Genomic DNA, 19,692 nt, shown 5'->3' with positions numbered 1-19,692 from the left:
GCTGGGCATTGCGCTGCGCCGGATCAGCGTTCCATCGATTCGACGACGGCCAGGGCGGTCATGTTGACCAGGCGGCGAACGGTCGCCGTCGAGGTCAGCACGTGCACCGGACGCGCCGCGCCGAGCAGGATCGGGCCAATGGTCACGCCTTCGCCGCTGGTCATCTTGAGCAGGTTGTACGAGATGTTGGCGGCGTCGATGTTCGGCATCACCAGCAGGTTGGCCTCGCCGTTGAGCGGCGAATCCGGGTTGGCTTCGCGCCGGACCTCTTCGCTCAGCGCCGAGTCGCCGTGCATTTCGCCGTCGACTTCCAGCTCGCCGGCCGACATCGCCGAAACCAGACCGGCGGCGGCGCTCATCTTGCGCGCCGACTCCGAGCTGCTCGAGCCGAAATTCGAATGCGAGAGCAGCGCGACCTTCGGCTGGCTGCCGAAGCGCTTGACCTGCTCGGCGGCCATCAGCGTCATCTCGGCGATTTCCTCGGCCGACGGATTATCGTTGACGTGCGTGTCGCAGATGAACAGCGAACGGCCGGGCAGCATCAGGTAGTTCATCGCCGCCAGCGTGTTGACGCCCGGACGCTTGCCGATGACCTGGCTGATCACGCCGAGATGGTGGCTGTACTGGCCGGTCATGCCGCAGATCATGCCGTCGGCGTAGCCGAGCTTGAGCAGCATGGCGCCGATCACCGTCGGCTTGCGCCGCATCGATTCCTTGGCGATCGACGGCGTCACGCCGCGGCGCACCATCAGCTTGTGATAGGCGGTCCAGCATTCGCGGTAGCGCTCGTCGGACTCGGGATTGACGACATCGAAGTCGACGCCCGGCCTGATCCGCAGCTTGGCCTTCTCGAGACGGTGAGCGATCACTTCCGGACGGCCGATGAGGATCGGACGGGCGAATTTTTCCTCGATCACGACCTGAACGGCGCGCAACACGCGCTCATCTTCGCCTTCGGTGTAGATGATGCGCTTGCCCTGGGCCTGACGCGCGGCCTGGAAGATGGCGCGCATGCCGACGCCGGTGTGATAGACGAACTCCGACAGCTTGGCGCGGTAGGCGGCCCAGTCGGTGATCGGGCGCGTGGCGACGCCGGAATCGATGGCGGCCTGGGCGACGGCCGGCGCGATCTTGACGATCAGGCGCGGGTCGAAGGGCTTGGGAATCAGGTATTCCGGGCCGAAGGTCAGGTCGTGGCCGGGATAGGCCATGGCCACTTCGTCGGTGACTTCGGCTTCGGCCAGTTCGGCGATGGCGCGCACCGAGGCCATCTTCATCTCTTCGGTGATGCGCGTGGCGCCGACGTCGAGCGCGCCGCGGAAGATGAAGGGGAAGCAGAGGACGTTGTTGACCTGGTTCACGTAGTCGGAACGGCCGGTGGCGATGATCGCTTCCGGGCGGACTTCCTTGACCAGTTCCGGCATGATTTCCGGGGTCGGGTTGGCCAGCGCGAAGACCATCGGCTTGTCGGCCATGCTCTTGACCATCTCCTGGCTGACCACGCCGGCGGCCGACAGGCCGAGGAAGATGTCGGCGCCGACCATGGCGTCGCCCAGCGTGCGCTTTTCCGTGTTCTGCGCGTAGCGGGCCTTGGTCTCGTCCATGCCGCCCGGGCGACCGACGTAGATGACGCCCTTGGAGTCGCACAGGGTGATGTTCTCACGCTTGATGCCGAGATCGCACCACAGGTTGACGCAGGAAATCGCGGCAGCGCCGGCACCGGAAACGACGACCTTGACCTCGTCGATCTTCTTGCCGACCACCTTGAGGCCGTTCAACATCGCGGCGCCGGAAATGATCGCGGTGCCGTGCTGGTCATCGTGGAAGACCGGGATGTTCATCCGTTCCTTCAGCTTCTGCTCGATGTAGAAGCACTCCGGCGCCTTGATGTCTTCGAGGTTGATGCCGCCGAGCGTCGGCTCGAGCGCGGCGATCATGTCGATCAGCTTGTCCGGGTCGTTTTCGGCCAGTTCGATGTCGAAGACGTCGATGCCGGCGAACTTCTTGAACAGGCAACCCTTGCCTTCCATCACCGGCTTCGAGGCGAGCGGGCCGATGTTGCCCAGGCCGAGCACGGCGGTGCCGTTGGTGACGACGCCGACCAGGTTGGCACGCGAGGTGTACAGCGCAGCGGTCGCTTCATCCTCGACGATGGCGTCGCAGGCAGCGGCGACGCCCGGCGAGTAGGCCAGCGCCAGGTCGCGCTGGTTGGTCAGGCCCTTGGTCGGGCGCACGGAAATCTTGCCCGGCGTGGGCCAGCGGTGATATTCGAGAGCGGCTTCGCGCAAATCCTTTTCCACGGAAATTCCTCGGCTTAAGGTGTTAGGGAAAACCCTGTAGGTTACTCCAAAGTTTTGGCCCAGGGTGCGTAATTATGGATTATTTGCGCGCTCACCGCATTTTTCCAGCAATTCGACGGTCGACCGTCAAATCACCGCAAAAATCAGGAAGATTCCCAGTCGTGGGCGTGCAGGTGCGCATGTGCCAGGCCGCCGTGGCGGTGCCGGTGGCGATGCGCCAGCCCGGCCGCCTGGAGCAATGGCAGGTCCTGCAGCGCCGGCGCCAGCGGGCCGTCGTAGAGCAGGCGGCCATCGCCGCCAAGAATCAGCGCGCGCTCGCCGAGTTCGGCGGCGAGGCTGAGGTTGTGGGTGCTGACCAGGACGGTGCGGGTCGATTCGAGCAGTGTGTCGATCAGCCAGCCGACGCTGGCCGGATCGAGCGAGGCGCTCGGTTCGTCGAGCGCGAGAAAGCGCGGATCGACGGCGAGCAGGCAGGCCAGCGCCAGCTTCTGCTTCTGGCCGCCGGAGAGCGCGAACGGCGCCTCGTCGAGCAAGCCGTCGAGGCCGAGTTCGGCCGCCCAGTGCGCGACCCGCTCATCCACCCCGCCCAGGCCGAGCTGGCGCGGGCCGTAGGCGATTTCCTCGCGCACCGTCGGGTTGAACAGCATCGCTTCCGGATGCTGGAAGAGCAGCCCGTTGGCCTGCCGGAAGGCGCGTGCGAATTCGCGCTGGCGCAGGCCGTCCACGGTCAACGCCCGGTTTTCCCAGAAAACCGTGCCGGTCGCCGGCGTCAGCAGGCCGTTGGCCAGGCGCAGCAGCGTCGATTTGCCGGCGCCGTTGGGGCCGAGCAGCACGACCTTGTCGCCGGCCGCGATGCGAAAGCTCAGGCCGCTGAAGACCGGCCGGCCATCCGGCCAGGCATAGCCGACATCGGCGAATTCGAGCAGGGTCTCAGCCATCGAAGGCTCCGCGCGAGCGCATGGCCTGCGCCGCCTGCTCGGCATCGTGCAGCGACTTGTCGAGCAGGGCGCCACCCTGGGCACCGGCGTGGCGCAGCATCGCCAGCGGTGTCGGCGGCAGCGCGTTGCGGCTGCGGAAGGCCAGCCGGAAATCCTCGAGCAGCCGCCGATAGACGCCGATCTGGCCGAGCGCCAGGGTGGCGATCGTGGTTAGCAGCGGCCAGCCGGCCAGGGCGTCGAGCAGCCTGACCCGGTCCACCAGCCAGAATCCGAGAAAAACCAGCAGCAGCACGCGCAGGTTGATCAGCAGCAGCGCATCGAGCAGCGGCCGCGCCTGCCACCAGGCGACGACGGCGTAGGCCAGGCTGACGCCGGCATTGAACAGCAGCACCGCCAGCAGCGCCCGCTTGAGCAGCCGCCAGCGCGCCGGCCCGGCGGCGAGCAAGGCGCCGAGCAGACCGCCGGCCAGCAGCAGCGGCGCATGCACGAAGCTGGCCGCGAGCACGGCGGCCACGTAGCCGAGGAGCCAGGCGCGCGCCCGCGTCATCGGCCGAGCCAGCCCTTGCGCCGGGCGTAGCGCCAGACGAAGACGGTCAGCGCCGCCTCGCCGATGCCGATCAGCAGGTGCGGCAGAAGCACCGCCGGCACGGTGATTTCCGGCCCGAGCGGAAAGAACAGCGGGCTGCCGTCGGGCGCCCGGGCGAGCGTCGGCTGCAGGCCGAGCACCAGCGCCACCAGCAGCGCCGAAACCTGCAGCGAGACGAAGGCCGCGATGGCCACGGCGGCCGTCTCGCCGCAGCGCGCCAGCAGGCGATGCAGGCCGACGGCGACGGCGGCGCCGACCAGGCCGAGGGCCAGCGCGTTGATCGCCAGCGCGGTGATGCCGCCGGCGCCGAAGAGCAGCGCCTGCAGCAGCAGCACGCCGCTGTAGGCCAGAAAGGCCAGGCGCACACCGAACAGCAGCGCCAGCGCGGCAACGCCGAGCGCGTGCCCGGAAGTGCCGCCGGGCAGGGGCAGCATGATCAGCCCGAGGGCATAGGCCAGCGCCGTCAGCATCGCCAGCCGCGGCACCAGGGTTTCGTCAAGGCGCCGGTCGAGCCCGCGCGCCGCCCAGCCCCAGGCCAGCGCGGCGACACCCCAGGCCGGGAGGTAGGTTTGCGGCGACAGGAATCCGTCGGGAATATGCATCGATCGGTAGTGAAATTGATCAGAACATCAGCGAAGCGGAGAACACCAGGCGGTATTTCTCCTTGCCTTCGGCGCCTTGCTGCGTACGCGATTCATTGAGGTCGGTCCACACCGGCTTCTTCAGCCCGAGCGCGATGCTGGCATTGTGCCAGTAGGCGCGCACGCCGGGCATCAGATAAACCATGCGGCCACCGGTGCCGCGCTCGCCGACGCCGTCGACGCGATCACGGCCGAGCGCCAGGTACTGGACCTCGAGCACCGGGTCGAGACGGAAGGCTTGCGCCGGCAAGGTCAGCGCCCGCCAGGACAGCGCCGCGTTGAGGCGGTTCTCGGCGCCAAACTGGACGCGCTCGCCGCTATCGTAGGTATAGGGCTGGAAACGGAAAGTCGAGGCTTCCAGGCTGAGGGTCAGCGTCCGGCTGAGCATCTTGCTGGCGGTCAGCCCGAGCGACCAGGCCGGCTTGCCGAAACCGAGCGACTTGCCGGCGTCGATCGAACCGTCGGCAAGGCGATGATTGGCGTTGCCGGTCGGCAGCGTGGCGCCGCCGAAGACGCTGAAATGCCAGTCCTCGAGATCGTCGAGGCTCTCGTTGGCCGGGGTCAGGCGCCAGCCGTCCTGGTCGAGCTTGAAGCCGACCTGGCCCATCAGCGAGGCGTCGGCCCAGCCGCGCGAATCGAGGCCGCCGGACTGCTCGACCTTGGTGTTGTGGGGCACGAAGAGGTAGGCCGAGAACCACGGCGTGACGCCATAGCCGAGGCCAAGCATGGTGAAGCGGGCGTAATCGGCATTCGGCTCGGCCCAGTCGTATTTCTTGAAGCGCGCCTGGTCGACCTTGAGGTAGGCGAGCATGCCGCCTTCCGGCAGCACCGACGACGCTGCCGACTCGATCGGCGCCCCCGGCCCCTGCAAGCCGACCGCGCCGACCCCGGCGACACCGTGGTGAGCCAGCGCCGGCGGCGCGACCAGGGCAGCGCATAAGGCGCCGGCACCCAACATCGATTTTTTCATCGTCTTTTCCTCCCCAGGTAAAGCTGCAGCAGCCCGAACAGGCCGAAAATCGTTCCCAGGCCGGCCAGCCACAGGATCGCGCGCGGCGTTTCGGCGGCCGGCGCGGACACCGCCAGGTCGCCGGAAATTGCCGAAACCGGCCGGTCGACCCCGTGACCGTCGTCCGACCAGGCCTTCAGCCGCCACTCGCCGTGCCCGTCGGCGACGAAGGCGATGCGCCCGGCGGCATCGCTGCGGCCGACCTGGGCCGGCGTCTGGCTGTCGCTGCGATAGAGTTCGTAGGCCTCGAAGGCGAAAGGCTGGCCATCGGCATAGCGCAAGGTGAGCACGGTGGCGGTGGCGCCGGCGGTGGCGACCTGAACCTCGTGCGCGCTCGCCGCCCCGGCGCACAGCAGCACTGCGGCAAGCAGGCGCTTCACCGGGCGATCTCGAACTGCAGCGTGGCGCTGCGCAGCGAACGATCGGCCTTGCCGTCGTTGAGCGGCGTCTCCAGCGTCGTCGTGATCAACTGCACGCCGGGATGGCGCAGGCGGATGGCGATGCGCCCGTCGGCGCCGCTGACGCCCCGGGTATCGTCGCCGTAGGCAACCGGCAGGCCGGCCACCGGCTTGCCGTCGTCGGTGACCAGCAGGCTCAGCTTGTCGCCGCTGCCCAGCGTCAGCGGATCGCGCAGCGGGGTGATTTCCAGCCCCTGGCCGAGCGGCCGGGCGGCGGCCGGCACCCATTTGGCGATGCGCTTGACCGACTCGGCCGAATGCCAGCTGCGGAGCACGCCGGAGATTCCAGTCTTCGGCACATTCTTCGTTTCCCAGGCGGTCTTCGTCCAGTAGCCGGCCACGTAATCCGCCTGCAGCACGGCGCAACCGCCGGCCAGGCGCACCGGCGCAGCAGCCGGCACGCCCAGCGTCCGCAACTTGCCGTCGGCGTCCACACAGCGCGCAGCGGTCACCCGCGCGGCATCGTAGGCAACGGTCTCGGCGCCCTCGTGCGCCGAATGCCGGTGCCCCTGGAGGAGCACGACGGCGTCGCCGTCGGTTTCCAGCCAGAGGTCATGGGCGCCGGCGGCGGAAGAGAGCAGGACGGTGACCAGGAACAGGGCTCGGCGCATGGCTTCGGACGCGGGTTATGAAGTAGACGACAATCTTCATACAAAATCCGTGCCCGGACAATAAGTCATTGTGCGTATTCGCTTTGCCCGGCAGAAACCGGCCGCAAGTGGTCAGCGACTTTCCACCGGCAGTGTCAGGATGAATTCCGCACCGCCCCCGGGCCGGTTGCGCGCCGCCAGGCTGCCACCGTGGCGTTCGACGATGCCGTAGCTGATCGACAGCCCGAGCCCGGTACCCTGGCCGACCGGCTTGGTGGTGAAGAAGGGCTCGAACAGGTGGGCCAGGTTGGCCTCGGGAATGCCCGGACCGTTGTCGGCGAAACGGACCCGCAGACGGCCGTCGGCAAGCTCGCCGCTGATCGCCAGGTGGGCGGCGGGCTGGCCGGCGGTGGCGTCGCAGGCGTTCTGGACGAGATTCATCGCGACCTGCTGCAATTGCCCGGACGAGCCGCGACAGCGCATTTTTGCCGGCAGATCGAGGTCGACCGTGAACTTGCCGGAAGCACTCTGCGTCACCCAGCGCACCGAACGCTCGATCACCTCGTTGACGTCGACTTCCTCGGGCGCCGCCTTGTCGACGGCCGAGAAGCGCTTGAGCGCGTCGACGATGTCGCGGGTGCGCTCGGCGCCCTCGATCATGCCGTCGATCAGCTGCGGCATGTCGGCGAGGATGCGGTCGATGCGCAGTTCCTGGCGCAGCGCCGGCAGGCTGTCGATGCGACCGCCATGTACCGCCTCGAGGTAGCTGCCGAGCCGGCCGGCATAGCGCTGCAGCGAGAGCACGTTGCCGAGCACGAAGCTGATCGGGTTGTTCAGTTCGTGGGCGACGCCGGCCACCAGCCGGCCCAGCGAGACCATCTTCTCGGCGTGCAGCAGCTGGCTTTGCGTGCGTTTCAGGTCGTCGTGCGCCTGGCGCAGGGCCTGGTAGGCCTTGCGCAGCTCGCCGACCGGGCGGCCGGTGACGACGACGCCCATCAGCTTGCCGGTCTGCGACACCCGCGGCGTGCAGTTCATCGACACCGGCACCGTCGATCCGTCACCGGCGCGCAGGAAGAACTCGCAGTCGTGCACGCCTTCGCGGGCGTAGCGGGCGAACAGGTCGCGCGCCTTGCTGCGCTCGACCTCGTCGGCAAAGAGGTCGAAAACCGGGGTGCGGGCGAGCTGCTCGGCGCTCTTGCCGGCAAAGTGGCAGAGCGAGGGATTGACCTCCTCGATGCCGCCATTGCGGTCGCAGACGATCAGGATGTCCGACATCGAAGCGAGCACGCTCTCGATGAACTGGTGCGATTCCTCGAGCGCGGCGTTCTTTTCCTCGAGCGCGACTTCGTACTGCAGGAGGTCGTTGTAGACCTCGTCCATCTTCTGGATCACCTCGATCCAGGCCTGCTCCCCGGTCGCGGCGAGCAGCGGATCGCCGGCCGGGTCAGCGGGCGGGACGGTAGTGGACATGGTCGCTGCCGTGCCCGTCGTGGGCGTGATGGTATTCGGCCTCGAGCGCGATCAGGTTGAGCTTGCCGTGGCGGACGCCGCGCTCGGCGATGAGGGCGTCGGCAAACCGCCGGACGTCCACGGTCAACCCCTTGAGAACGACATTTTCCAGGCAGTTGTCGTGATCGAGATGGGTGTGCATGGCCGCCACCGTCAGGTCGTGGTGATCGTGCTGCAGCCCGGTCAGGCGCTCCGACAGCTCGCGCTCGTGGTGGTTATAGACGTAGGACAGGGCCGCCACGCACTGGCCGGCCGGCTCGCCGCGCTGGCGGTCGCTCTCGATGGCGCCGCGGATCAGGTCGCGGACCGCCTCGGAGCGATTGACGTAGCCGCGGGCGGCGATCAGCGCGTCGAATTCGCGGGCGAGCGAATCGTCGAGCGAAATGGTGAAGCGTTCCATCGAGCAGACTCCTTGCAATGACGCCCGCGACAATGCCGTCAACCGGCCTGCCGCGCAAGCCTCCGGGTTTATCCGGCGAGCCGGCGCAGGGGCAGCGCCTGACCGAGTTCGCGCGGACGCACCAGCAGCTCGGCCAGGGTGTGGCGGTCGAGCGCGGCGAACATCGCCGCCAACGCTTCGTCGAGAATCGGCGGCAGGCGGCAGGCACCGTGGATCTGGCAGTTGCCGCCGGTGGCGAAGCACTCGACCAGCGCCCAGTCGCCCTCGACCTGGCGGATCAGCTCGCCCAGCCGGATCTCCCCGGCCGGCCGCCCGAGGCGGATGCCTCCCCCCTTGCCGCGCAGCGTCTCCAGATAGCCGAGCCGGCCCAGCTGATGCACGACCTTGGTCAGGTGATTGGCCGAAATCCCGTAGGCCTCGGCGATCTCGCCGATCGTGACCAGCCGCTCGGCGTGTACGCCGAGGTACATCAGCACGCGCAGGCTGTAGTCGGAAAAGCTGCTCAGTCGCACTGGCACGCTCCGGATGATAAGATGTAAAAATTATACATGTTAAGCCAACGAGAAACCCCGCAGCGATCATGGTAAAACAATCCCCGGAACCGCGGATCATCGAGATCAAACCGGTCGCCGACCCCAACGTCAAGGTCCATCCGCGCACCGTCAGCGGCCTTTTCAACAACTGGCGCGTCGCCTTCGTCTGGCTCACCCAGATCGTTTTCTACGGACTCTGCTGGCTGCCGTGGAACGGCCGCCAGGCGGTGCTCTTCGACCTCGACACCCGGCGCTTCTACCTGTTCGACCTGGTTCTCTGGCCGCAGGACACCATCTACCTGACCTGGCTGCTGCTGCTTTCGGCACTCGCCCTGTTCCTGTTCACCGCCCTGGCCGGCCGCCTGTGGTGCGGCTACAGTTGCCCGCAGACGGTCTATACCGAAATCTTCCTCTGGGTCGAACGCTGGATCGAAGGCGACCGGCCGCAGCGGATCAAGCTCGACAAGGCCCCGAATTCGCCGGAAAAGCTGCGCAAGAAGACACTCAAGCACGCCATCTGGCTGCTCATCGCGCTGTGGACCGGGATCACCTTCGTCGGCTACTTCACGCCGATCCGCGACCTGATCGGCGGTTTCGCCAGCGGCGGCACCGGCCCCTGGGAAATCTTCTGGATCCTCTTCTACGGCGCCGCCACCTACGGCATGGCCGGTTTCATGCGCGAGCACATGTGCAAGTACATCTGCCCGTACGCCCAGTTCCAGTTCGTGATGTTCGACCGCGACACGCTGATCGTCGCCTACGACGCCCAGCGCGGCGACCCGCGCGGCAGCCGTCCCAAGCAGGCCGACCCGCGGGCCAGCGGACTGGGCGACTGCATCGACTGCGGCATCTGCGTCCAGGTCTGCCCGACCGGCATCGACATCCGCGACGGCCTGCAACTCGAGTGCATCGGCTGCGCCGCCTGCATCGACGCCTGCGACCAGGTGATGGACAAGATGAAATACCCGCGCGGACTGATCCGCTACTCGACCGAGAATGCCGTCGAGCAGGGCTTCGGACGCAGCGAGATCGTGCGCCGGACGCTGCGCCTGCGGCCGATGCTCTATCTTGGTGCGCTGCTGCTCATCGGCGGTGCCGGCGCCTGGTCGCTGGCCACGCGGATGCCGCTCAAAGTCGGTATCGAGAAGGAACGCGCCGCGCTCTACCGGGAAAGCGACAACGGCAACATCGAGAATGCCTTCCGCATGCACCTGACCAACGCCAGCGAACAGGCGCGCGAATTCCGCATCGAGGTCGCCGGCCTGCCCGGCATCCGCCTCGACGGCGGCGGCCCGGTCAGCGTCCCCGCCGCCGGCATGCAGGAAATCACGCTCTCGGTGCAGGCCGAAGCGGGCAGCCGGGCGGCCGGCTCGCATCCGATCGTGTTCACGGTGATCGACGCCGCCGATCCGGAAATCCGCGTCGACCAGAAGGCGTCCTTCTGGCTGCCCTGACCGGCACGGGAAATGCTTCGACCTGGGTGCGGCTGGTGATCCGCGACGGATCACCAGCTTCGTCAATCGCTGACAGCAGTCCAGGAGGAAGTCATCATGGCCCCTACCGACCTTCGTCTCACGGTCGCCGAAGCGCGCACCATCTATGACGTGACCGACATCGAGCGCGCCCTCGACGACGCCGGCCCAGGCCGCAACGAGGCGCTGGCCGCGCTCTACGACAAGATGCGCCAGCGCGGCGGCGAACGTTTCCTGGTCCGCCCCAGCGGCATCGACATGATCGACGACCTCTACACCAGCTGCCCGAACTTCGGCGAAGTCATCGACGATCTCAGGAAGCACCTGGCGCTCGCCGTCGCCGGCAGCGAGCCGCTGCAGTTCACGCCGATCCTGCTGCTCGGCGAACCCGGCATCGGCAAGACCCACTTCGCCCGCGAGCTGGCCGGCAAGCTCGGCACCAGCCATGAATTCGTCTCGATGAGCGCCCTCACCGCCGGCTGGATCCTCTCCGGGGCTTCCGCGCAATGGACCAATGCCAAGCCCGGCAAGGTCGCCCAGGCGCTGGTCCATGGCGATTTCGCCAACCCGGTGGTGGTCCTCGACGAGATCGACAAGGCCGGCGGCGACGCCCGTTACGACCCGATGGGCGCGCTCTACAGCCTGCTCGAGCAGGACACCGCGAAAGCCTTCAAGGACGAGTTCGTCGACATCGACATCGATGCCTCGCACATCCTCTGGGTGACCACGGCCAACGACGAACGCAGCATTCCGGCACCGATCCTCAACCGGATGAACGTCTACGAGGTGCCGCGCCCGGATCGTGACGCATCGCTGGCGATTGCCGGCACACTGTACCGTCATTGTGTCAACGAACACGACTGGGGTTTCCCGGCCGAGGCCGACGATGCCGTCCTCGAATGCCTTGCCGCGCTGCCGCCGCGCGACATGAAAAAGCGCCTGCTCTCGGCCTTCGGCAACGCCAAGCTGGCCGGCCGCGACTGGCTGGAAACCGGCGATTTCGAGCAATCGCGCCCGGGGCGCAGCCGCAAGATCGGCTTCTGACGGCGCGCCGTCAGCCGCCGATCCACTGTGCGGCGGCGACGGCGCTGACCGAGAGCAGCGACAGCAGCAGGCCGAACCGGGCCGGTCGCGACACCGGCAGCAGATAGAGCGCGAACAGCTGCAGCGGATGCGCCGGCCGGCCGATGCCGAGCACATTGCAGTGTTCCTCGATGCGCGGCGAAGCGCCGCGGACCCGGATCCTGTACTGCTCGCCGAACAGGCGCTGGAGCAGCAACAGGCCGGCCCAGGCGGTCAGGTCGACTTCGCGCGTGGCCGAGAAATCGAGGACCAGTTCGCGGCAGTCGGCAACGCCGGCCAGCCGGCGGATGCACTCGGGCATCCGCGTATGCGCCAGGTAGGCGGGAAAAATGATGACGCATCGCGCATTCGCGAGATCGACGGCGATCGCCGGCGGCAGACCTGCACCCATGATCGAAGCTCCCTGAGATTTTTTATCAGGAGAGCATAGATCAACGACAATTTAATGACAATGTTGTTAACCGGTTACAAATTCAAGCCGACGCAGCAAGCCGCCGCCGCGCCAGGTAATCGGGCTGGAAAACCGCCATCCGCAACACGTCGCGGTACTCGCCGTCAACGAAGAACTCCTCGCGCAGGCGCCCTTCCTCGACGAAGCCGAGCTTGGCGTAGACATTGACGGCGCGCTCGTTGGCGCAATCGACGATCAGGTAGAGCTTGTACAGGTTGAGCACGGTGAAGGCGTAATCCATCGCCAGGCGGGTAGCGAGCGTGGCGTAGCCCTGGCCCTGATGGCTGGGCGCGATGATGATCTGGAACTCGGCGCGACGGTGGATGTGGTTGATCTCGACCAGTTCGACCAGCCCAACCCGCTCGCCGCCAACCTCGGCGATGAAGCGGCGCTCGCTCTGGTCATGGATGTGGCGGTCGTAGAGATCGGCGAGTTCGACGAAAGCCTCGTAAGGCTCCTCGAACCAGTAGTGCATGACCGTTTCGTTGTTGTCGAGCTCGTGGACGAAGCGCAGGTCTTCGCGCTCCAGCGGGCGCAGGATCAGGGATTCCGACATGAGAACTCCAGGCGGTTCAGACCCGGAAGATTCTACGCCGCAGCCTCAATGCACCGTACACACCATGCACGGATCGAAACTGCGCACGACGTGCTGCACGGTCGGCGGTGCGCCGTCGCCGGCGGGCAGGCCGACCAGGGCCTGTTCGAGGGCGCCGGGGGTGCCGGCGGCGTCGCGCGGGGAGAAGTTCCAGGTGGTCGGGGCGATGATCTGGTAGCGCTCGATGCGCCCGCGTTTCACGCTCAGCCAGTGGCCGAGACCACCGCGCGCGGCTTCGACCAGGCCGACGGCGTGGCCGCTGTCGGGCAGCGGCGCCGGCAGGCAGAAGGGGGCGCCGGGTTCGATCGCGCGCAGCCAGTCCTCCATCGCCGGCAGGACGCGGGCGACTTCGATCAGGCGGGCGACGATGCGGGCGACGACGTTGCCGCCGTGGCGGGCGACCAGCGAGCGCAGCAGCGGCTGACCGGCAACGAGTTGGCGGGCGAGCGCGCCGGTCTCGACGACCTCGCCGGCGTAGCGCGGCGCCTTGCACCAGGTGTAGGCACCAGCCTTGTCGGCAGCGACACGGGTTTCGCCCTGCGCCGGCGGCAGCGGCGCGTCGCCGTGCAGCCAGGCATGGCTGACGTCCTCGGCGATTTTTGCCGGATCGAGCGGGTCGACCGTCAGATCCGGCTGCCAGACGCCGGCCGGGAAGAGTCCGTAGGCGCCGTAGGAAAGGAAGCGCTCGCTACCGCGACCGATGGCGTCGAGACCAAGGTCGCTGGCAGCGCGCAGGAACAGCGCGGCGTCGCTGTTGCGAGCGGCGGCCCAGGCGTGCAGGGCATCGGCGTCGGGCAGTGCGGCGAAGGCTTCGAGGCGGTCGCCGAGCAGCCGTTCCTCGACGAAGGCGCGGAACTCGCGCAGCAGCGCCTGGATGCGGATGCGTTCGCCGGCGCCGATCGCCTTGGTGCTGCCGCCGGCCTGCAGCGCCAGCGTGTGCGGCCAGCGGCCGGCGAGGAAGCCGGCCAGGTTGAACAGCCGCGCGCGCGCCTGCAGCCAGGGCGCGACGGCGCTGCCGGTCTGCGCCGTGAAGCGTTCGGCGGCAGTGCCATGCCATTGACGGTCGACATAGGCCGGACGGCAAAAATCCGGCATGAAGAAGAGATAGAAATGGGTCAGGTGGTCGGCCAGGTTTTCGGCCGCCAGCACCAAGCGGCCGGCGAGTTCGCCGTTCGGCGGCGGCGCGACGCCGGCCAGCCGGCTCAGCGCGTTGGCGGCGGCGGCCGACTGGGCGACCGAGCAGATGCCGCAGATGCGCGGCACGACGGCCAGCGCGTCGGCCGGATCGCGACCGACCAGGACCTGCTCGAACCCGCGGAACAGCGGCGAATTGACGCGCGCGGCGACAACCCGGCCGGCATCGACGTCGAGGCCGATCTCGAGGTCGCCTTCGACGCGGTTGAACGGGCCGACCTGGATCCGCTTCACTTGCCGCCCTTCTTGACGCCCGGACGGACCACGGTGTGGTCGACGACGGCGTTGTCGCGCACTCGTTTCGGCGTCGCCGACTTGGACAATGCGGCGAGCGCGACGAACCAGGCCTTCGGCATGTCGGCCGGCAGGCCGATCGGGATGCCGGCCAGCTTGGGGGTTTCCTGGAAGGGGTGGCCGGGCGATTCGAAGCCCGGCTCGGTGCAGGCGATGCAGGCGTAGCCGCCCTTCAGGCAGGAGCCGACGCCGTTCCACGGCCGCGTGTTGCAGTCGGCGTGCGCCTGGGTGCCCTTGCAGCCGAGGTTTTCCATCAGGCAGCCGAGGTCGGAGTGCTTTTCGGCGCTCGCCTTGAACTCGTAGAACTCATTGCGCGGGCAGCCGTGGTGCACCAGCTGCTCGGCGTAGAGCAGCGGCCGGCCGACCTCGTCAAGGTCGTGCACGGTCAACCCGTCGAAAGCCAGCTTTTCCAGCGTATCGACGATCCAGCCCGGATGCGTCGGGCAGCCGGCGAGATTGACCACCGGCAGGCCCCCCTGCGAGCGGAAGGCCTTGCCGAGCAGGCCGCCGGGCGTGTCGGTGTCGTACTGCAGGCCGCAGGCTTCCAGCGGATTGCCCGGCGTGTTCGCCGAAAAACCGCCCCAGGCGGAGCAGGAACCGATGGCGAAGACCCACTTGGCGCGCTCGGCCAGGCGCTGCACCCATTCGGTCAGCGGCCGGCCGCTGCCGGCCATCAGGTGGAACTTGCCGGTGCCGTTGGGGCCGCGCAGCATCGCGCCTTCGATGCAGAGGACGTCGAACTCGCGGCGGCCGCTGGCGCAGTCGTCGAGGATGGTCAGCGCTTCCTCGCCGCTGGCTTCCGACAGCGCCGGGTGCCAGACGAACTCGATGCCGGCGCCGCGCAGTTCGTCGAACAGCGGGCGCGGCTCGTGGCAGAGCAGCGACTGGGTGCAGCCGCCGCAGCCACCGCTTTGCAGCCAGAGGACCTTCATGCCTCGGTGAATCCGTGGCGCGCCAGCTTGGCGCGCAGGCCGACGCGCGACAGGCCGAGTTCGTTGGCGGCGCGCGACTTGTTGCCCTGGTGGCGCTGCATCGCCGCCAGCAGCACGCGGCGTTCGAGCTGGTCCATGCGCTGGCGCAGGTTGCCGGACAGGCCGTCGGTCCATTCGTCGCTCGCCGGAAGCGGCGTTGCCGGTCCGTGCAGCAGGCGCGGCGAGAGCAGCTCGGGGTCAAGCAGTTCGCCGTCGGCGAGGGCGACCAGGCGCAGGATCTCGTTCTGCAGTTCGCGCACGTTGCCCGGCCAGGCGTAGGCGGCGAGGCGGGCCAGCGTCGCCTCGGCAAAACCGCGCACCGGCTTGCCCAGCGCCGCGCAGCTCTGTTCGAGCAGGCGGCCGGCGAGCAGCGGCAGGTCCATCGGTCGCTGGCGCAGCGGCGGCACATGCACCGGGATGGTCGCCAGCCGGTAATAGAGGTCTTCGCGGAAGCGGCCGGTGCGCACGTCGGCTTCGAGGTCGCGGTTGGTGGCGGCAATCACGCGGACGTCGACCGACACCGACTTGTTGCTGCCGAGCGGCCGGAACTCGCCCTCCTGCAGCACACGCAGCAGCTTGACCTGGAAGGCCGGGCTGGTTTCGCCGATCTCGTCGAGGAAGAGCGTGCCGCCGTCGGCCTGCTGGAACAGGCCGATGCGGTCGTCGACGGCGCCGGTGAAGGCGCCGCGCTTGTAGCCGAAGAGTTCGGATTCGAGCAGGGTGTCGGGGACGGCGCCGCAGTTCTCGGTGATGAAGGGTTTGTCGGCGCGGCTGCTCTCGTAGTGGATGGCACGGGCGACCATTTCCTTGCCGGTGCCGGATTCGCCGGTGACCATCACCGACAGGTCGTAGGGCGCGATGCGCGCGACCAGGTCGCAGACCGGCTCGATCGGGCTGCCCGGGGCACGCACCAGGCCGGCCAGGCCGAAAGTGCTGCGCAGCTTTTCCTGCTTGCTGTCCACGCGCCGGCGCAAGGCCGGCTCGGCGGTGCGCAGGTCGAGCGACAGGCGCTGGTTCTCCTGCTGCAGCCGCCACAGCTCGGCGGCGCGCTGCAGCGTCAGCAGCAACTGTTCGGGCTGCCACGGCTTCAATAGGTACTGCCAGATGCCGGCTTCGTTGACGCCGCTGATGATGTCCTCGGCGTCGGAATAGCCGGAGAGGATGATGCGCACGATATCCGGCCAGCGCTGGCGCACTTCCTTGAGGAACTGGACGCCGGTGGTGCCGGGCATGCGCTGGTCGCAGAGGACGACGCGGACACCGGCAGTAGCCTCCTCCATTTCAAGGATTTCCCAGCCCTCGGCGGCACTGGACGCGCAGAACACCTCGAAATCCTCTTCCAGCGTGCGCCGCAGCGCTTCCTGCGAGCGCAGCTCGTCGTCGACGACGAGGACGGCGGGCAGGCGGCGCAACACGGGTGCATTCATGCGGGCGTTTTCCAGTCGAGGTCGCGGTGCCGGGCGAGATGCCGCGGCGTCCACGAATGCGGGCTCTTATGGACGAAATGATAACGCGCGACGTGGTAAGCCGGATCGAAGCCGTAGAAATTGCGCCGCATCGCCGCCAGCTCCTCTTCCCGGTACTGCGCCAGCGGCTTCACCGCCTCGTCGGCGGCGCGGCGCGCCGCCTTGGCCGCCAGTTGCGCCGGGAAATCTGCCGCCTGCGCCATTTCCAGCGCCCGCCGGGCGACATCGACGGCAAAGCCGGGCGCCGGCAGGCAGGCGTCGTAGAAGCCGCAGGCGACCGCCTCGGCGGCCGGCATCGGCAGGCGGTGCTGCATGATCGCCCGGGCGCCGTCGGCACCGACGCGCGGCGGCAGCAGGTAGGTCCAGAACTCGGAACCGTAGAGGTTGCCCATGTTCTTGTAGTGCGGATTGAGGACGACGCCGTCGCGTACCCAGACCCGGTCGCAGGCGCGCGCCAGGAAACAGCCGCCAGCGCCGGCATTGCCGCCGACGGCGGCAACGGTCAACTGCGTCTGGCAGCGCAAAATGGCCTCGGCCAGGTCGTCGATGGCGTTGATGTTGGCCCAGGATTCGTCGGCCGGGCTGTCGGCGGCCTCGATCAGGTTGAGGTGGATGCCGTTCGACCAGAAATCGCTGCCGCCGTCGAGGACGATCACCCGCACCGGCCGCCTCGTCGCCCAGCCGAAGGCCTCGGTCAACCGGCGGCACTGCGCCGTGCCCATCGCCCCGTTGTAGAAGCGGAAGGACAGGAAACCGACGCCGTCGGCCTCGCGCCAGGCGATGTCCTGCCAGGTCGGATGGTCGGCCTGCCCCCAGCCGGCCAGCGGCGCCTCGGGCAACTCGGCGGCTTCCGGGAAGGCGACGGTCGCCGGCAGCTTGATGCCGCCCGGCTTCTTGACGTGACCGATCCATACCGCGCCGTCGGCAGTCGCCCGGCACAGCGCCGTCTCGCGGCGCGCCAGCAAGGCTCCCGGCGCACCGCGCAGGCGCTCTTCCGGCCAGACGTCGAACAAATGACACGGCTGCCCGAAGAGTTCGTCGGCGACGCCGGGAAAACCGTCGGCGGCACGCAGGCGGGCAAGGACGTCGACGGTCGACCGGGTTTTCCAGTCGATTTTCCGGTCGTCCTGGCGCATCGGCGGATGCGCCGCCCCGGGCACGCGTTGCGCCTGGAAATCTCCGGTAGCGAAACGCTCGACCGCCTGCAATACGGCGCGTACCGCCGCTTCGGTGACTTCGTTGCGGTAGAGCGAGCCCTTGCTCGCCGGGCGCATCGGAAATTCCGCCGAGGCCCAGACCGGTCCGGCGTCCATTTCTGCCTCGGCCTGCAGCACGGTGACGCCCCAGCGCGCCTCGCCGCGCTGGATCGCCCAATCGAGCGCAGCCGGACCGCGGTCGCCGGGAATGCCGGGATGAACGATGAAACAGGGCACGGCCGACCACACCGATTCGGGAATCGCCCGTTTCAGGAAAGGCGCCAGCACCAGGTCGGGACGGAAGCGGGCGACTGCCTCTTCCGTCACCGAATCGGCGATGTCCAGCTCGATGCTGAGCTGGTGACCGGCGGCGCCCAGCTCGGCGAAAAGTCGCTGCGTCAGGCCGTTGAAACTTTGCGTTATGAATAATATCCGCATGTCGGGTAGGTTTTTTCAGGAGAACCGCATGGCATGAAGCACGCAGCCACGGGCGATTGCCGGAGGTGCACCGCCCCATGGCAGTGCGTTTATGACCTTAGCCATATTTTTCAAGGACTTGGCTTTCGCTACGATGCGCAAAAACCATACAGGGAGTTCACCAACATGGTCGCCACCCAGCGCAAGCAGCCACGTTCCCGCAGCATCGCCCGCCCCCGTGTCGAATACGTCGCCGCCGTCCGCTATCCCGACGGCCGCCGCGACCTGTTCCATGTGCGCAACGCCGACAACCTCGCCGACGCCCGCGAGATGGTCCTTTTCGAAGTCGGCGACGTACGCAGCCTGCTCATTGCCGAACGCCACTGACGCGCCTCAGCAGATACGCGGCAACTGCTCGCCGCTGAGCCAGTCGACGATGCGCCGGCCGCCGAAAGCGGTGGTCATCTGGACGAAATGGTGTTCGTCGGCATGGACGCTGCCGATGCGTGCCGCGGCCCGGCCCAGCGGATGCCCGCGCATCACGGTCAACAAGCTTTCGGCGTCATTTTCGCCGCAGATCACCACCAGTTTCCCTTCGTTCGCGACATAAAGCGGGTCCAGCCCCAGCAACTCGCAGGCCGCATTGACCGCCGGCTGCACCGGCAGCGCCTTCTCCTGCAGCATCATGCCGACGCCCGACTGACGGGCGATCTCGTTCAAGGTCGTGGCCAGTCCGCCGCGCGTCGGATCGCGCAGCACACGGATGTCGGCGCCCGTCGCCAGCAGCACCTCGATCAGCCCGTGCAGCGCGGCCGTGTCGGAAACGATCGGCGACTCGAAACCCAGGCTTTCGCGCTCGGCCATGATCGCCATGCCGTGGTCGCCGAGCGTGCCGGAAACCAGGATCACATCGCCCGGCCGCGCCCGCCGCCCGGACAGCTCGCGCCCCGGCGGCACGACGCCGACGCCGGTGGTGGTGATGAACACCCCGTCGCCCTTGCCGCGCTCGACCACCTTGGTATCGCCGGTCACCACCGGCACCCCGGCAGCGCTCGCCGCCGCCGCCATGCTCTGCACGATGCGGGCGAGATCGCCGAGCGGGAAGCCTTCTTCGAGGATGAAGCTGGCCGCCAGGTAGAGCGGCCTGGCGCCCATCACCGCGACGTCGTTGACCGTGCCATGCACCGACAGGCAGCCGATGTCGCCGCCCGGGAAGAACAGCGGCGAGACGACGTGGGCATCGGTTGCCATCACCAGCCGGCCTTCGCCCGGCAGCGGCAGCACGGCGCCGTCGTCGCCCTGACCGAGGTATTCGTTGCCGAGGTGGCGGGCGAAAAGTTCGTCGATCAACTGCGCCATCGCCCGGCCGCCGGAACCGTGGGCCATATCGACCTGGCCGTGCTTGAGGTCGAGGGGGCGGATGTAGGGTTTACGGGAGGAGGTCATGGTTTTGGGTTTGGCTGTGGGTTCTTGGGGGCGGTTGGGTGTGTTGATGCGCTGTGTTCCGCGCCTGACGCGCGGGCGTACTTTTTCTTGCGTGGCCAAGAAAAAGTAGCCAAAAAGAAGACCACCCCTAGGTCGGCGCCCCG

20 protein-coding genes are annotated in these 19,692 nt (G+C 67.9%); 3 read left to right on the top strand and 17 right to left on the bottom strand.

What is annotated here, in order from left to right; all coding sequences use genetic code 11:
* Nucleotides 1–23: 23 nt before the first annotated feature.
* From DFR40_RS00100 to DFR40_RS00055, 10 genes are all read right to left on the bottom strand, one after another.
* Nucleotides 24–2,300 (bottom strand): NADP-dependent malic enzyme, encoded by a 2,277-nt coding sequence (locus DFR40_RS00100; RefSeq protein ID WP_121456462.1) that lies wholly within the window; start codon nt 2,298–2,300, stop codon nt 24–26.
* Between the two features lie 143 nt (nt 2,301–2,443).
* Complete coding sequence (locus DFR40_RS00095; protein ID WP_211329698.1) at nt 2,444–3,238, bottom strand: energy-coupling factor ABC transporter ATP-binding protein; 795 nt, start codon at nt 3,236–3,238, stop codon at nt 2,444–2,446.
* Nucleotides 3,231–3,785, bottom strand: coding sequence for an ABC transporter permease (locus tag DFR40_RS00090; RefSeq protein ID WP_121456461.1), 555 nt, complete (start codon nt 3,783–3,785; stop codon nt 3,231–3,233). The genes DFR40_RS00095 and DFR40_RS00090 overlap by 8 nt, the downstream gene beginning before the upstream one ends.
* The gene (locus DFR40_RS00085) at nt 3,782–4,426 is read right to left on the bottom strand and encodes an energy-coupling factor ABC transporter permease (protein WP_121456460.1); all 645 of its coding nucleotides are present in this window, start codon (nt 4,424–4,426) and stop codon (nt 3,782–3,784) included. Before DFR40_RS00085 ends, DFR40_RS00090 begins: the two co-directional genes overlap by 4 nt.
* A 19-nt stretch (nt 4,427–4,445) precedes the next feature.
* Entirely contained in the window at nt 4,446–5,435 is a 990-nt protein-coding gene (locus DFR40_RS00080; RefSeq protein ID WP_211329697.1) for a hypothetical protein, read from the bottom strand.
* Nucleotides 5,432–5,854: an ABC transporter permease gene (locus DFR40_RS00075; RefSeq protein WP_121456459.1), complete on the bottom strand. Its 423-nt coding sequence runs from the start codon at nt 5,852–5,854 to the stop codon at nt 5,432–5,434. Before DFR40_RS00075 ends, DFR40_RS00080 begins: the two co-directional genes overlap by 4 nt.
* Nucleotides 5,851–6,543 (bottom strand): DUF4198 domain-containing protein, encoded by a 693-nt coding sequence (locus DFR40_RS00070; RefSeq protein ID WP_121456458.1) that lies wholly within the window; start codon nt 6,541–6,543, stop codon nt 5,851–5,853. The genes DFR40_RS00075 and DFR40_RS00070 overlap by 4 nt, the downstream gene beginning before the upstream one ends.
* Before the next feature lie 111 nt (nt 6,544–6,654).
* Complete coding sequence (locus tag DFR40_RS00065) at nt 6,655–7,992, bottom strand: ATP-binding protein (protein WP_121456457.1); 1,338 nt, start codon at nt 7,990–7,992, stop codon at nt 6,655–6,657.
* On the bottom strand, nt 7,967–8,431 hold the full coding sequence (gene nikR, locus DFR40_RS00060; RefSeq protein ID WP_121456456.1) for a nickel-responsive transcriptional regulator NikR: 465 nt from the start codon (nt 8,429–8,431) through the stop codon (nt 7,967–7,969). Before nikR ends, DFR40_RS00065 begins: the two co-directional genes overlap by 26 nt.
* A 68-nt stretch (nt 8,432–8,499) precedes the next feature.
* A complete protein-coding gene (locus tag DFR40_RS00055; RefSeq protein WP_121456455.1) occupies nt 8,500–8,943 on the bottom strand; it encodes an RrF2 family transcriptional regulator in 444 nt (147 codons plus the stop codon).
* A 68-nt stretch (nt 8,944–9,011) separates the two neighbouring features.
* On the opposite strand from DFR40_RS00055, the gene ccoG reads away from it, so the two are divergent.
* Nucleotides 9,012–10,418 carry a cytochrome c oxidase accessory protein CcoG gene (gene ccoG, locus DFR40_RS00050; RefSeq protein ID WP_121456454.1) on the top strand — a complete coding sequence of 469 codons (1,407 nt, stop codon included), beginning with the start codon at nt 9,012–9,014 and terminating at the stop codon, nt 10,416–10,418.
* A gap of 96 nt (nt 10,419–10,514) precedes the next feature.
* Nucleotides 10,515–11,480, top strand: coding sequence for an AAA family ATPase (locus DFR40_RS00045; RefSeq protein ID WP_121456453.1), 966 nt, complete (start codon nt 10,515–10,517; stop codon nt 11,478–11,480).
* Between the two features lie 10 nt (nt 11,481–11,490).
* Here the strand turns inward: DFR40_RS00045 and DFR40_RS00040 are convergent, their stop codons facing one another.
* The 6 genes from DFR40_RS00040 to DFR40_RS00015 all read right to left on the bottom strand — a co-directional run bounded on the left by DFR40_RS00040 (nt 11,491) and on the right by DFR40_RS00015 (nt 18,124).
* A complete protein-coding gene (locus DFR40_RS00040; protein WP_121456452.1) occupies nt 11,491–11,910 on the bottom strand; it encodes a hypothetical protein in 420 nt (139 codons plus the stop codon).
* Nucleotides 11,911–11,992: 82 nt separating this feature from the next.
* The gene (gene speG, locus DFR40_RS00035; RefSeq protein WP_121456451.1) at nt 11,993–12,526 is read right to left on the bottom strand and encodes a spermidine N1-acetyltransferase; all 534 of its coding nucleotides are present in this window, start codon (nt 12,524–12,526) and stop codon (nt 11,993–11,995) included.
* 45 nt (nt 12,527–12,571) lie between these two features.
* Nucleotides 12,572–13,993, bottom strand: a complete 1,422-nt coding sequence (locus tag DFR40_RS00030) for a nickel-dependent hydrogenase large subunit (RefSeq protein ID WP_121456450.1) — start codon at nt 13,991–13,993, stop codon at nt 12,572–12,574.
* On the bottom strand, nt 13,990–14,985 hold the full coding sequence (locus DFR40_RS00025) for an NADH-quinone oxidoreductase subunit B family protein (RefSeq protein WP_121456449.1): 996 nt from the start codon (nt 14,983–14,985) through the stop codon (nt 13,990–13,992). The genes DFR40_RS00030 and DFR40_RS00025 overlap by 4 nt, the downstream gene beginning before the upstream one ends.
* Nucleotides 14,982–16,451, bottom strand: a complete 1,470-nt coding sequence (locus DFR40_RS00020) for a sigma-54-dependent transcriptional regulator (protein ID WP_121456448.1) — start codon at nt 16,449–16,451, stop codon at nt 14,982–14,984. Before DFR40_RS00020 ends, DFR40_RS00025 begins: the two co-directional genes overlap by 4 nt.
* The gene (locus DFR40_RS00015; protein WP_121456447.1) at nt 16,448–18,124 is read right to left on the bottom strand and encodes a hydrogenase maturation protein; all 1,677 of its coding nucleotides are present in this window, start codon (nt 18,122–18,124) and stop codon (nt 16,448–16,450) included. The genes DFR40_RS00020 and DFR40_RS00015 overlap by 4 nt, the downstream gene beginning before the upstream one ends.
* Before the next feature lie 165 nt (nt 18,125–18,289).
* Between DFR40_RS00015 and DFR40_RS00010 the strand changes: the two genes are divergently transcribed.
* Nucleotides 18,290–18,490, top strand: coding sequence for a hypothetical protein (locus DFR40_RS00010; RefSeq protein WP_121456446.1), 201 nt, complete (start codon nt 18,290–18,292; stop codon nt 18,488–18,490).
* Between the two features lie 6 nt (nt 18,491–18,496).
* Here the strand turns inward: DFR40_RS00010 and hypE are convergent, their stop codons facing one another.
* Nucleotides 18,497–19,549, bottom strand: a complete 1,053-nt coding sequence (gene hypE, locus DFR40_RS00005) for a hydrogenase expression/formation protein HypE (RefSeq protein ID WP_121456445.1) — start codon at nt 19,547–19,549, stop codon at nt 18,497–18,499.
* Nucleotides 19,550–19,692: the final 143 nt, after the last annotated feature.

The sequence above is a fragment of the Azonexus fungiphilus genome (genome assembly GCF_003634965.1).
Taxonomy (GTDB): Bacteria; Pseudomonadota; Gammaproteobacteria; order Burkholderiales; family Rhodocyclaceae; genus Azonexus; species Azonexus fungiphilus.
This window is presented reverse-complemented; position numbering and strand designations above follow the sequence as displayed.